The organism is Bradyrhizobium sp. NAS96.2, from assembly GCF_001908235.1.
In the GTDB taxonomy this organism is placed as follows: domain Bacteria; phylum Pseudomonadota; class Alphaproteobacteria; order Rhizobiales; family Xanthobacteraceae; genus Bradyrhizobium.
Window position 1 is genome coordinate 1 of the sequence record NZ_LGHK01000018.1, and the last position, 13,708, is coordinate 13,708.

General features: G+C 64.9%; 12 protein-coding genes. 6 read left to right on the top strand and 6 right to left on the bottom strand.

The annotated features are described in order from the left end of the window. Together AC628_RS04530 and AC628_RS04535 are read left to right on the top strand one after the other, a co-directional pair. Positions 1–986: flagellar hook-length control protein FliK (locus AC628_RS04530; protein ID WP_210190159.1), on the top strand; the 986-nt coding region annotated here is incomplete at its 5' end. 10 nt (positions 987–996) lie between these two features. Continuing rightward, positions 997–1,716, top strand: a complete 720-nt coding sequence (locus AC628_RS04535) for a flagellar hook assembly protein FlgD (protein WP_074125555.1) — start codon at positions 997–999, stop codon at positions 1,714–1,716. A 738-nt stretch (positions 1,717–2,454) separates the two neighbouring features. Here AC628_RS04535 and AC628_RS04540 read toward each other — a convergent pair. From AC628_RS04540 to AC628_RS04550, 4 genes are all read right to left on the bottom strand, one after another. Next, positions 2,455–4,980 (bottom strand): cation-translocating P-type ATPase, encoded by a 2,526-nt coding sequence (locus AC628_RS04540; RefSeq protein WP_074125556.1) that lies wholly within the window; start codon positions 4,978–4,980, stop codon positions 2,455–2,457. Beyond that, complete coding sequence (locus tag AC628_RS43735; RefSeq protein WP_168193303.1) at positions 4,977–5,144, bottom strand: hypothetical protein; 168 nt, start codon at positions 5,142–5,144, stop codon at positions 4,977–4,979. The genes AC628_RS04540 and AC628_RS43735 overlap by 4 nt, the downstream gene beginning before the upstream one ends. Then, positions 5,141–5,707 (bottom strand): cytochrome b, encoded by a 567-nt coding sequence (locus AC628_RS04545; protein ID WP_074125557.1) that lies wholly within the window; start codon positions 5,705–5,707, stop codon positions 5,141–5,143. The genes AC628_RS43735 and AC628_RS04545 overlap by 4 nt, the downstream gene beginning before the upstream one ends. A 211-nt stretch (positions 5,708–5,918) precedes the next feature. Then, a complete protein-coding gene (locus tag AC628_RS04550) occupies positions 5,919–7,484 on the bottom strand; it encodes a winged helix-turn-helix domain-containing tetratricopeptide repeat protein (RefSeq protein WP_074125558.1) in 1,566 nt (521 codons plus the stop codon). Between the two features lie 102 nt (positions 7,485–7,586). Here AC628_RS04550 and AC628_RS04555 point away from each other — a divergent pair, with 102 nt between their 5' ends. Beyond that, a complete protein-coding gene (locus tag AC628_RS04555) occupies positions 7,587–8,795 on the top strand; it encodes an acyl-CoA dehydrogenase family protein (RefSeq protein WP_074125559.1) in 1,209 nt (402 codons plus the stop codon). A gap of 28 nt (positions 8,796–8,823) precedes the next feature. Further along, positions 8,824–9,726: a GNAT family N-acetyltransferase gene (locus tag AC628_RS04560; RefSeq protein WP_074125560.1), complete on the top strand. Its 903-nt coding sequence runs from the start codon at positions 8,824–8,826 to the stop codon at positions 9,724–9,726. A 41-nt stretch (positions 9,727–9,767) separates the two neighbouring features. On the opposite strand, the gene AC628_RS04565 is transcribed toward AC628_RS04560, so the two are convergent. Further along, positions 9,768–10,142 (bottom strand): hypothetical protein, encoded by a 375-nt coding sequence (locus AC628_RS04565; protein WP_245321027.1) that lies wholly within the window; start codon positions 10,140–10,142, stop codon positions 9,768–9,770. Between the two features lie 356 nt (positions 10,143–10,498). Between AC628_RS04565 and AC628_RS04570 the strand changes: the two genes are divergently transcribed. Continuing rightward, complete coding sequence (locus AC628_RS04570) at positions 10,499–10,714, top strand: hypothetical protein (protein WP_074125561.1); 216 nt, start codon at positions 10,499–10,501, stop codon at positions 10,712–10,714. A 349-nt stretch (positions 10,715–11,063) separates the two neighbouring features. Here the strand turns inward: AC628_RS04570 and AC628_RS45765 are convergent, their stop codons facing one another. Continuing rightward, a complete protein-coding gene (locus tag AC628_RS45765) occupies positions 11,064–11,186 on the bottom strand; it encodes a hypothetical protein (protein ID WP_274613371.1) in 123 nt (40 codons plus the stop codon). 234 nt (positions 11,187–11,420) lie between these two features. On the opposite strand from AC628_RS45765, the gene AC628_RS04575 reads away from it, so the two are divergent. Beyond that, entirely contained in the window at positions 11,421–13,697 is a 2,277-nt protein-coding gene (locus tag AC628_RS04575) for a cation:proton antiporter domain-containing protein (protein ID WP_083632576.1), read from the top strand. Positions 13,698–13,708 lie beyond the last annotated feature (11 nt).

Below are 13,708 nucleotides of genomic sequence, written 5' to 3' on the forward strand. Positions count from 1 at the left end.
GCGCCGACACCGCAACCGCGGCGACCACCGCCGCGAATGCCGACAAGGTCGCCAAGGCGGCCGGCGTCAAGAGCGAGGGGCAGGTCACCGCCACCGATACGGCCACGGTTGCGGGCGCATCGACCGCGACCGGCGATGCGACACTCGCCGCCACCGTCGCTGCCGGAACGCCCGCCACCAAGACGACGCCGCAAGCCAAGACACAGCTGACCACCAAGGACGCGGTTGCGACCGCGCCTGCCGACCAGGACAGCACAGCCCAGGGCAGCAACGCCACCGCGCAGGCCACTCCGACCAACATCGTTCCCGCCGTCGCGCAGCCGGCTGCGGTTGCCGGCAAGGCGAAGGCCGCCACAGACGGCGCAGCCGATGCGATCAAGGCCGATGCGAGCGGCGACGGCAAGGCCGCGCCGACGGCCGGCGGCCAGGCCGCTGCGCAGACCCAGGTCACGACGCCCGATCCCAGCGCGCAGGCGGCGAATGCACTCCAGCCACAACTCGCCACCCAGACGACGCCGTCGGCGACCGCGCAATTGACCGTGACCAACGCCGCGCAAAGCGCCGCCGTGCCGCTCAGCGGGCTTGCGATGCAGATCGCCGCCTCCGCCAAGAGCGGCAAGAGCCGCTTCGAGATCCGGCTCGACCCCGCCGAGCTCGGCCGCATCGATGTCCGCATCGATGTCGATCGCAATGGCCAGGTGACCTCGCATCTCACCGTCGAACGCCCGGAGACACTGTCGATGCTGCGCCAGGACGCCAACCAGCTGCAGCGCGCGCTCGACAACGCCGGCCTGTCGACCGGCAATGGCGGGTTGCAGTTCAGCCTGCGTGACCAGTCGCAGTCCGGGCAGAACAACAACGGCCAGCCCAATCCGAACGCCCATCGTTTGATCGTCGCCGAAGAGGACAGCGTTCCCGCCGCCGCGGCAGGCCGCTCCTACGGCCGCGCAAGCAGCGCCCTCGGCGGCGTCGATATCAGAGTGTAAGGAGTTCACCATGGCAGTCGATGCAACCATGCCAACGCCCGTCGTCTCGGCACCGGGCACCAGCAACGGAACGAGCTCCGGAAGCAGCAGCACGGGCAGCGGCCTGACGACCTCGTCGCAGGGCATCGCCGACAATTTCCAGACCTTCCTGACGCTGCTGACGACGCAGTTGCAGAACCAGAACCCGCTCGATCCGCTCGACACCAACCAGTTCACCCAGCAGCTCGTGCAGTTCGCCGGTGTCGAGCAGCAGCTGAAGTCCAACGATCAGCTCAAGCAGCTGATCGCAATCGAGAAGAGTGCACAGTCGACGCAGGCGCTGGTCTATGTCGGCAACACGGTCGCGGTCGACGGCAGCAAGACGCAGCTCGACAAATCCACGACCTGGAATCTGGTGTCGCCGCAAGCCACCAGCGCCACGATCACGATCACGAGCGCGACCGGCCAGACCGCCTATTCCGGCAATTTCAACCTGAAGCAGGGCAATGCCAGCTTCGTCTGGGACGGCAAGGGCAATGACGGCACGCAATGGCCTGCCGGCTCCTACACGCTGACCGCGACCGGCAAGGATTCCAAGGGCAACGACCTCGCCATCTCGACCGAGATTCAGGGCGTGGTCGACTCCGTCGACCTGACCGCCTCCCCGCCGCTGCTCTCGATCGGCGGCCAGACCTACACCACCGACAAGATCAAGCGCGTGGTGCGCGGCGCCGGCGGCAACAGTAGTTAGGCTAAAGGTCTCCGCTGCACACAGACCCGTCGTCCCTGCGAAAGCAGGGACCCATACGCCGCGGCGGATATTGTGAGCGGGACTCGCCGTTCGTCGTCCTGGCGAAAGCCAGGACCCATAACCACCGCATCGGATTGTAATAGGGAACGTGGCCACAGCATCGTGCAGCGATGAGCATCGGTGGTTATGGGTCCCTGCTTTCGCAGGGACGACACTGAACGTGTTGCGCGGGCGGTGGGCCACAGCGCTACATTCTCGCGACATGTTTGTCCGAGCTTTTGCATTTCGTTTCGCCGCTCTGAGAACAGAGGGCGCAGGGAAAGCCGGGTGCCGATCGCACCCATGGGCCCCGAGCAAAAGGTAGAAAGCTCGGGGGTAGGACCACAGGTGTAACCGGGGTAACCCGGCTTTCCCTGCGCGATGGGCTACGGCTTATACGTGCTCTCCCCGGCGAGACTGGGCTTTTTTGTCACCGTCTTCACAACGCGCACTGCGCAATGCGAAAAGACACCTACCGCTAGGGCGTCAGGCCTGCACGACTTCGCCGTCCGCTTCGCGTGCTCTCGTCAGGGCCACGCTCAACGTCCACCGCATCTCGACCCACCTTCGTGACGACCGCGAAGCGCCCCTCGTGTCGGGTGAGACTTCGGATTTATAGCATTTCTCTTTCTTTCTGATAAAGAGAAATATTTTTGTTGCAGGGGGCTTGACGCATTTGCTGCGTTGCCCGCCGGGGCGCTAGGAACGGAGACGTGCGGCCCAGATCGGCTTTAGCAGTTCGAGCAGAACCAGCAGCACCAATCCCGCGCCGAGCGTCACGGTCAGGTCATCCAGGTGCAAAGGCCCGAAGCGGAACAGCGCAGATGCCGGCCCCCATAGCAGCGAAGTGGCGAGAATGGCGGCGACGGCCGACAAGATCCAGACCAGCGCGGCATTCGGACGAAAGAGTGCTGAGGCGAACGAAGCGCTGAAGGATCGGTTGACGAGGACGAGACCAACGATACACAGGACCAGGGAAAAGAACGCAAGTGCGCGAGCCTCGTCCGGGGGCATATCGCCACGAAGCGCAATTGCGAATGTCAATGCCACCACGCCTTGCAGAACGCTCCAGCAGATCAGAGCCCACGTGAACAGCGGAGCATCCGCGCGCCTCGGGGGACGGCTCATCACATCACGCTCCTCCCGCTCCGCCTCGAAGACAAGCGAGCAAACAGGATCGATGATCAGCTCCAGAAAAGCGATGTGCACGGGACCGAGGATCAGAGGTAACCCGAACGCGAGGGGAAACAGCGCCAGCCCGGCGATAGGCACGTGCACCGCAAAGATGAACGTCATCGCCTTGCGCAGATTGTCATAGATGCGTCGGCCAAGGCGAATGGCCGAGACAATCGATCCAAAGTCGTCGTCGAGCAGAACGATTGACGATGCCTCGCGCGCCACATCCGTCCCGCGCCCGCCCATCGCGATTCCGATGTGGGCGGCCTTCAGGGATGGCGCATCGTTCACGCCATCACCCGTCATCGCGACGGTCTCGCCATCGGCCTTCATTGCCTGGACAATGCGTAGCTTCTGATCAGGCGTGATCCGCGCAAACACATTCACGCTCTTGGTAAACTTGCCCAGCTCCGCATCGTCCATGGCTGCGATCTGTGCCCCCGTCAACACGCTGGAAGCCTCCAGCCCCGCTTCCCTCGCGATGGCCCGCGCGGTGGCGGGATAGTCACCCGTTATCATGGTGATGCGAATTCCGGCCGAACGGCATTCGCGTACGGCGGCTGCCACACTCTTGCGGATGGGGTCGGCAATGCCGATCAAACCGAGGAATCGGAAGGCGAAGCCTTCCTGGGATGAAGGAAGCGCTTCCCTGTCGTGGTCCGCAATGGCGATCGCCAGCACACGCAATCCGTTCCCGGCCATGACGTCGACGTTCTCGCGCATGGATGTCTGATCCGACTCGGACAATTTGCACAGGCGGGCGATCGCCTCTGGTGCTCCCTTGGCTGCAACAAGATATCCGGGCGCATCGACGTTATCCCAGACTTGCGTCATGGCGAGCAATTCCGGGCGTAGTCCATAGCTGCGGGTCAGCCTCCATCCGGAGGACGCCCTATCATTGGTCGGCCACGCGCGGACAAGGTCATGAAAGGCCTTTTCCATCGGGTCGAATGGCTCGGGCGAGCTCGCCATGGCAGCACATCGTACCAGCTCGACGACATTCGGCTCGATGTGGGCCGGCTCGATCGACGAGGTTCGCAGACAAGTTCCGTCGGCAAGCCGAAGTTCTGCGACCGACATCTGATTTTGCGTGAGAGTACCGGTCTTGTCCGTGCACAAAACGGTGGCCGCGCCCAACGTTTCAATTGCAGCCGCACGCCGGGTCAGCACGCGGGCCTTTGAAATTCGCCACGCGCCCATCGCCATAAAAACGGTCAGCACGACGGGAAATTCTTCCGGAAGCATCGACATGCCGATCGCGATACCGGCCAGGACGGCCTGCAACCATTCGCCGCGCAACGTCCCGTAAAGCACGACCGCGGCAAGGCTGACCGCCGCACCGCCAATGGCGCAAAGTTGCACCAAGCGCGCCATCTGCTGCTTCAGGCGCGGCGGCTCCGCCTGCAAGGCCTGCAGCGATTGTCCGATCTTGCCAATCTCGCTGCGAGGTCCGGTCGCAGTAACCACCGCGATGCCTTCACCTCGCACCACGAGCGAGCCCGAATAGACGAAAGGCTGATCATCACCACCCGGCCGGCGATCCTCTGCCGGCGCTCCAGCCACCTGCTTGCGTACCGGCACCGACTCGCCAGTGAGCAGCGACTCATCCACCTGCAGATCCCTGCAATCGGCGAGCATGGCGTCGGCCGGGACCCGATCCCCCTCCGCCAGCACCACGAGGTCACCCCGCGTCACCTCCCGGCCCGCGATACGCCGACGTTCGCCGTCGCGAATGACGAGCGCGCGCGGACTGGTCAAGTCACGCAGTGCCTCCAACACGCGCTCGGTTCGCGCTTCCTGCACCACCGTGATGAGGATGGACATGGCACCGAACACGAGGAGCAGGAGCGCTTCCTGGAGATCGCCAAGCAAGAGGTAGATCAGCCCGCCGCAAGCCAGAAGTGCGAGCATGGGTTCGCGCAATACTTCCACCAGAATTCGAAGCGGCGTGCGGCGTTGGGCTCGGGGCAGCTCGTTGTAGCCTTCCCCGACCAACCTGGCCTCGGCCTCGGCCTGGCTCAGCCCGGTTCGTGAAGCCTGCGCGCTCACGCCTTGCGCCGTCGTGCCCAGAAGCTTGCAATGCCTGCCACCACGACCACGAGCACAATAGATACCCACGTCTGGATCAAGTCGAAGTGCAGGCTGTCGCGCGCGACGAACAAGGCGACGATCGCACCAGCAATGACGAAGAGGATGCGGAGGATGATACTCATTGCGCCCCGCGTTCCGTCCGCTTGCCGGCGCCCGGCAGCATTCGCCTCAGAGTCTCGTCGCCGAACACCAAGTGATGCAACAGCGCAGCTGTCATGTGGATCGTTGCGAGGATCACCAGGAGATTAGCCAGAACTTCGTGAATTTCCTTGATGTTGTGAGCGAGTGCCTTGTCGGCATGCCATGGTGAAGCTATTTCTCCGAGACCAAACAGCGGCAGCGGGTGGCCTTTTGCAAACTGCAACGCAATACCGAAGGCCGGTACGGCGAGCAGCAAACCGTAGAGCACGTAGTGCATCACCCGGGACACCGGATCGGTCCACTCGATCAGCCACCTGCCAAACTCGGTAGGAACGACCTTGGGCGGTGGATTGGCAATTCGCCACGGAATTCGCACCACTGCCAGCACCAGAATGCTCATTCCGACCCAGATATGGGTTAGCAGGCCCAGCGGCCGGGTGGCATCTTCGTTAAAAATACCCAGGGTCCAAGCGATGACCACCAGGAGCACGGTTACCCAGTGCAGAGTCTTGGCCACCGGACCGTATTCGTCACGCGCTCGCATCACGACTCACCTCTCAAAGGTAAGCCTAGGCCGTTCCGCCGTCCTCGAACTTGATGCGGATCAAACCAGCGCTGCGGCCGGCCCTTCCCGCCCTACCGGCCGATGCTTCTCCAGCAATCGAACGAAGGAACTGTGTGATACGCACGACATCCGTGCGCCTAGACATGCGCACGTCGAGTTGCGGATTCGAGACGCAAGCGGCCGTGATCCGTCAACCGGTGAGACCCGCCTTGCGCAATCCGTCGAGGAAATGTTCGCGATCGGAGGGATTGCGATATCGGTCGGCCCTGGCCTGCGCGAGGTCGAGGGTTCTCGCGGGCACAGCGCGGCCATTCGCATGCAATTCGCGACATCGCTGGCTGACGAACGCGGCGGCCTCGGCCTGCGCCTCGTCGATCCGTCCGATCTGCGCATAGCAGGCGGCAAGGAGGCCATGCGACCACCTGTCGAACGACCGCGCTTCCATCACCGCCTTGACCGCCTGCTCGTACTCGCGCCCCGAATAGAGGGCGAGCGCGTGATACCAATGGTACAAGTTGGGCGGAAACGGATTGAGCCGCTTGGCTGTCCCGATCCACGTCAGCGCCTCGCGCCACCGTCCCCAGTAGACCAGGATGTTAGCGAAGACCGCGGCGACGTCGGCGTCGTTTGGATTGAGTGCAAGCGCGCGGCTGAAATGGATTTCGGCCTTGGCGTCATCCTTGCTCAGGAACAGCAGCTGAGCGAACACGCCATGCGACCAGGCGTCGCCATCCTCGATATCGAGCGCGGTCTCGATCTCACTCCGCGCCTCTTCCAGCGTCGCGGTGGTGGGCGATTCGAGAAACACGTCACAGACGATGGTCCAGGCGATGTTGACGTGGGCGCGGGCATATTGCGGGTCGAGCGCGACGGCGTTTCGAAAATAGTCCCTGGCCTGCGCCATCGCCGCCACGGTCAGCTGACGCCATCGCTCGTTGCCGAGCAGAACCAGATCGTAGGCGGTAATGCTGGAGGTCGGCTTGCGCCTTGCGATCTCGCGACCGGCGTCCTCCATCCGGCCCGGCAGCGCCGCGACGATCGCCCGGACGATCTCGTCCTGCAGGGCGAAGATGTCCTCGAGATCGCGGTCGTAGCGTTCGGTCCAGAGACTGTACCCGCTAGCGGCATCGAGCAGCTGGATGATCACTCGCATTCGGCTGCCGATCGTGCGCACGCTCCCTTCGGCCACGTAGCGGACCCCGAGCTCGCGGCCGACCCGTTTGATCTCGGGTGTCTGCCCCTTGTAGGCGAAGCTGGAGTGACGGGCGACGACGAGCAGTGACCTGAACCGCGACAATTCGGCGATGATGTCTCCCGTGATCCCGTCGGAAAAATAATCCTGCGCGGGATCGCCGCTCAGATTTGACAGCGGCAGCACCGCGAGCGACGGCTTGTCGGACAGCGCCGGCGCTGACGATACGGGCGAGCTCGGTTCGGACACGCTCGCAACCGGGGGTCCGACATAGCGATAGCCGCGGCGCGGCAGCGTCTCGATCCAGGCCGCGCCACCGTCGAGGTCGGCAAAGGCCCGCCGCAGCGCGGCGATCTGCACCGTCAGATTGCTCTCCTCAACGGCAAGCCCCGGCCACGCCGCCTGCATCAACGCGTCCTTGGAAACCGGCGATCCGGCCCGCTCGACGAGCAGCCGAAGCAGCACCACCGCGCGCCGTCCGAGCGCGACCGGCTCGGACTCCCGGAACAGCGTCTCGGCCCCTGCGTCGAGGCGGAAGGGACCGAACTGGTGGATCGTCGCCATGGCTCTGGAGACTACATTTTTTGCAACTTTTTCGGAACGGATTCAGGACCTCCGGAAAGCGGACGATCATGCTGCGGGCCGAGCAACATCGAGGACTACACGATGCGCGATTCATCCCATGCGGTGGAGACGGACGAGCTGACGCCTCGTCCCGGTTCGAACGTGATGGCCGGTGCCCCGGACCGGGGGCACCGCGAGCTCGAAGCCGTCCAGGCGCTGGCCCCGCTGATCGCCGCGCACCGCAACGCGTTCGACAGCGAACGGCGGCTGCCCGACGCGGTTTTCGCTGCGCTGGCCGATGCCGGCCTGTTCCGCTTGTGGCTGCCGCAAGCGCTCGGCGGACCCGAGCTATCTCCCTTCGCATTCGCGCGCGTCGTCGAAGCCGCCTCGGCGGTCGATGGCTCGGTCGGTTGGCTGGTCGGCAACGGCGCCGGCATGAGCCGGATCGGAGGTTACCTCGACCAGTCCGTCGTACGCGCGTGGTATGCCGACCCGCGTGCATTTGTCGCAAGCGCGACCGGAGCTGTGGGCACGGCGACCGTGGTTGCAGGCGGCTATCGCCTGTCCGGGCGCTGGCCGTTCGGCAGCGGCGCGCATCACGCGACGCGCTTCATGGTGCTGGCAAGCGTCAAGCCCGACGATCCGGCTTCGCCGCTTCTCTGCTGCTATCCCGGGCGGGAGGATGTGACCATCCTCGACAATTGGCACGTGTCCGGACTGCGCGGCACCGGCAGCTGCGATTTCGAGGTACGGGATATTCTCGTGCCGGCCGCGCACGTCCATCCCTTTCTCGGACTACGACCGACCCAACCCGGACTGCTCTATCGCATGCCGCCGTCATCGGTGTTCGCCTGGAGCATCTGCGGGGCGCCGCTCGGCATCGCGTCCGGCGCCATCACTTCGTTCGCGGAGCTCGCCAAGGGCCGCGCCGGAAGCCGAGCCGCGCTCCGCGATCGCGAAATCGTTCAGGCGACGGTCGGGCGGACGCGCGCAATGCTTCGCGCCACCCACGCCTTTCTGATCGATGCCATGACCGAATTGATGGCCGCGACCGACATCGGCGGCCAACGGCTGGTGCTGGCGCGCGCGGACATTCGGCTCGCCAACGCACATGCCGCGGAGACTGCGACGTCCGTCACCGAGATGCTGGCTGCCAGTGCGGGCGCCGTCGCTATCTTCGAGACCTGCGCCCTGGAGCGTGCGGTCGGCGACGTGCGCGCCGCGGCGAAGCATATCGCGATGAGTCCGAACAATTACATCACCGCCGGCCGGCTGGCGCTTGGGCTCGATCCCGGCACGGCGAGGTTCTGAATATACCCGGCTACCAACGGAGCTGCCGATGTCAGTGATTTGCCGACCGGCCCGCGCAGCGGATCTGGAATTTGCCGACGCCCTCGTCGTCGCCAGCATCAACGATCTGACCGAACGGCACGGCTTCGGACCGATGGCGGCTTCGTCCCCGCCCAAATTCCAGCTGTTCTCCATGAAGGACGATCCCGACGGGCTCTGGGTGGCGGAGGAGAACGAGCAGATCCTCGGCTTCGCGTGGAGCTGGGTGTGCGGCGACATGTGGTTTCTGGCGCAGCTGTTCGTGTCACCCGATCAGCAGGGGCGAAACATCGGCAACGAGCTGATCAAGCGGACCATCGCGCACGCCGAGAAATCGGGCGCGTCCAACCGCGTGCTCATCACCTTCAGCTTCAACACGGTATCGCAAGGGCTCTACATCCGTCACGGACTGCTTCCGCGATTTCCGATCTACAGTGTCGGTGCATCGCGCGAACAGTTGCTCGCTCACTTGCACGGTCCACGATATGCCGTCACGCCGCTCACGCTGGAGGCCGCGACCCTGCGCCGCCTCGCGCAAGCGGACGAGCGGATCCTCGGCGTCTCGCGCGAAAAGCATCATCGCTATCTGATCAGCGGCGGCGCGGCGACCGGGTTCAGTCTCCACGATGGAAACGATTGGATCGGCTACGCCTACGTGGATGCCGGCGGTCATATCGGACCGCTCGCCGTCATGGAGCCGCACGCCATGGCTCCAGCCCTGAGAACAGCGCTCTACCTGGCGGCCGAGAGCGGCGCGTCGCGGATATCGGCGTTTCTGCCCGGCACAGGCAAGGCGGCGCTCGATACCGCGATGGCGCTGGGAATGCGGATCAAGTGTCCGATGCTGTTGATGTCGTCACGGGAGTTCGGCGATTGGGCCCAGTATCTGCCGCGCAACCCGGGCTTCATGTGACCGGCGCGGGCTCCGGTTCGACCGCCGCATAGCGCCGATCGTCATCGGAGGTGATACTTCCTGCCGTTCGTGTTCGGATCGCTATTGTCGCTGGTCGAGAGCAACAGGACGGGACCGAAAAAGCTCTTGTTGTCCCGGAAGAGCAGGAATCGGCCGCCACCCTTGGCGGCGATCTCCTCCAGGTCGCTGCCTGCCGGGCCGAGCAGCTTGTCATCTTCATACAGCCGGGCAGCACCGAGCTCGCCATCCAGAAATTTGACGGGAATTTGGTACGCGTGCCCCTTCAAGAAATAGAAGCTGCCGCGGAGCAGGTTCCTGTCGATCGGGCTTGGAGGAAGCAGATAAAGGAACGCACTCGACGCCAAGGCAAAAAGCGTCGATCCGATCACGATGCCGGTATTGGCGGATATCCTCAACGACGTTTGTCCCAGGTTCTTGCTTGCGAGGCGTCTCTGTAGCGCGCGTCTTCGTCGCATACAACCGACGGGCAACCGCCAAGCATGGTTCACAGCCGGCGACTGCCGCAGGACCGGTACGGCAGAGGCACGGATCCGCCTGCAGCATATCTCGGCGACTTTCGTGCAGGGCCACGGCTCGGCTTTCGCGGCGTGACGCGTACCGGCGCAGCTTCCGATGATAGGAACGCCCGCCCGGCACGGGCGTTTTCAAACCATCGGAGGCGCACCGCATGCCGGCCCAATGCGGGGTCATCGCGACGTCACACAGCGAGCTGGCACGTCACCGAACCAGACCAACAATTCAGGATGAGCGCATGGTCGAAACCGGCAAGATCTTTCGTGTTCGCTGCGTCGACAACACCTTGCAGCGGGACACGCTCTCGCTCGGCCGTGTCTACGACGTGACGCAGGAAAACGAACGTGACGGCTATTACGAGCTCAGTGGACTGGGGCGCTTCAGCCGGTCCAGATTCGAGGTCGTAGAGCCGCCGAACGCTGCCGAGGTCCGCGGGAAGTCAGGGTCGAGATAGCCCGGCAAGATAGCCTGGGAGGTCTGTGCCGGGCATCGTCACCCCAGCCGGCAGGCATGACCAGGCGCCTGAGGCGGCGCCTCGCGAACGCGTGATCGGGCGCCACCCCCGGTTGCCTTCATTTGGGCACCGATCGGGAACAGGCTTGCCGGGCGAGAAGCAAAGGCGGCCGCCGCAGGGGGTGCCTGCAATTGACCTATCGATCCCACAGCAGCTGGCAGGACGTGGATCTGCGCAATCTCGTCCGGGTCATATCGGCCTGTACGCTCGGTCTTTGGGCATTCGCGGCCGGCCTCCTGATCGGGACCTTCCTGCTCTGATAGTTGGTCCGGCAGACACGCCGCCAGCCCTACCCGCCGCTTAGATGATGGGCGGCGACGAACAAAGCGAGCGCGCTCAGCACCAGCGCTGACGTAGCGCCGGCGACGCTGCGCGCAAGTTCAGCCTTCGAAAGATTGGATCTGGTTGCCATCACAACCTCCTGTGCGTGCGAGCCGAGGCCTGACCGCCTCGGCGGTGCGGCTCGCGCTCGGGTTCACTCTTGGGACCACAATCGCATCACGAGGATGAACGCATCATGAGTGAAACGAACGGACGGTGCGCCGGTTCCAAAATCTGACCCGGGTGGATCGCTTTCGGAACCCGGGCGTTGACCGCTTGCGGCAAACGGGCCGAGCCGCGCTGGAGTTTGGCAATCGGAGACGCAATGCTGATCCGCTGGGGGCGGCTTCAACCGACGATCTGGGCGGTCGTCATGCTGCTTGCGGCCGTCACCGCAGCCGACGCCGCCGGCGACGAGGCAGCGAAACCTTCCGAGTTCATCCTGCTCGCCCAGATCGCGCTGCTGATCGCGGTCGGACGCGGCCTCGGCGAGGTGATGCAGCGGATCGGCCAGCCCTCCGTGATCGGCGAACTGCTCGCTGGCCTGCTGCTCGGCCCGTCGCTGTTCGGCTGGCTGTGGCCGTCGGCGCACAGCGTCGTCTTTCCGCCGTCCGGCGAGCAGAAGGCACTGATCGACGGCATCGCGCAGTTCGGCATCCTGCTGCTGTTGCTGTTGACCGGCATGGCGACCGACCTCAAGCTGGTGCGCAAGGTCGGCCGCGCCGCGACGACGATCTCGGTTGCGGGCATCGCGGTGCCGTTCGTCTGCGGCTTTACGCTCGGCGAATTCTTGCCCGACAGCCTGTTGCCGCATCCCGAAGCGCGGCTGATCGCATCGCTGTTCCTCGGCACCGCGCTGTCGATCTCATCGGTGAAGATCGTCGCGGTCGTGGTGCGCGAAATGAACTTCATGCGCCGCAATGTCGGCCAGATCATCGTCGCCTCCGCGATCATTGACGACACCATCGGCTGGATCATCATCGCAGTGATCTTGAGCCTCGCCTCGCGCGGCACCCTGAATGTCCTCTCGGTCGCGCAGGCGCTGTTCGGCACGCTGGCTTTCCTCGTGGTCAGCTTCACGATCGGCCGCAGGCTGGTGTTCCGGCTGATCCGCTGGGCCAACGACAATCTGGTCTCGTCGGCCGCTGTCATCGCCGTGATCCTGCTGCTGATGTGCGTGATGGCGATGATCACGCATCTGATCGGCGTGCACACCGTGCTCGGCGCCTTCATCGCCGGCGTGCTGGTCGGAGAATCCCCGATCCTGACCCGGCAGATCGACGAGCGGCTGCGCGGGCTGATCTCGAGCCTGTTCATGCCGGTGTTCTTCGGCCTCGCCGGCCTCGCCGCCGACCTCACCGTGCTCAGGGATCCGCAACTCCTGCTGCTGACCGCGGCGCTGATCCTGATCGCGAGCATTGGCAAGTTCGGCGGCGCCTTCGTCGGCGGCGCGCTCGGCGGGCTGACGCGGCCGGAATCCTATGCGCTGGCGAGCGGCATGAACGCGCGCGGCTCGACCGAAGTGATCATCGCCACCATCGGCCTGTCGACGGGCGTGCTGAGCCAGACCATGTTCTCGATGATCGTGACCATGGCGATCCTGACCACGATGGCGATGCCGCCGATGCTGCGCAGCGCGCTGGCGCGGCTGCCGCTCGGCAAGGACGAGAAGGAACGGCTGGAGCGCGAGGAAGTCGAGCAGCGCGGCTTCGTCGCCAATCTCGAGCGATTGCTGCTCGCGGTCGACGAGAGCAACAACGCGAAATTCGCCGCCCATGTCGCTGGCCTGCTCGCCGGCGGGCGCGGCCTGCCGATCACGGTGCTGCATGTCGGCGCCAATGCCAAGCTGCAGGAGAAGAACCGCGCCGACGAGGAGAGCCCCGAGGCCGCGGTCATCAACGCCGCCAAGGCGAGTGCAAGGGCCAGCGCCGAGGCCGACGGCGGCGCCGACGACAATGTCGACGTCATCAGCCGCGCCCGCGAGGAGACGGCGGCGGAGGCGATCGCGGAGGAAGCCAGAAAGGGCTTCGACCTGCTCGTGGTTGGCATGGACGCGGTCGCAGGCCCCGACGGCGGCTTCGACCGGCGGATCGACGAGCTGACCTCCGGCTTCGACGGCCCGCTGGCGATCGCGGCCGCCAAGGGTGTGCACGAGAAGGAGCCGACGGCGAATGCGCGGAAGATTTTGGTGCCGGTCTCGGGCAGCAACGTGTCGCGGCGCGGCGCCGAGGTCGCGATCGCCCTCGCCCGCCTCAGTGCCGAGCCGCTGCAGGTGGTCTACGTCTCGACCACGCGCGACAAGGGCGCCCGCCGCTCCAGCCCGAGCATGTCGCTGGCGCCGGAGGAAGCGATCCTGAAGGACATCGCGGCGACCGCTGCGCGCTACGACATCAATGTCGCGACGCGGCTGCGCGCCAGCACCGCGCCTGAGGTCGCGATCCTGCAGGAGATCACGGCAAGCCGGGCCGATCTCGTCGTCGTCGGCGTCGACCGCATCCAGGGCGACAGCCTGAATTTCGGCAGCGTCGCGGCCGCCGTGCTCGGTAAGTCGAAAGCCTCGGTATTGCTGGTGTCGGATGGCGACGTCAGGCCGAAAACCTGACGGCAGGACCT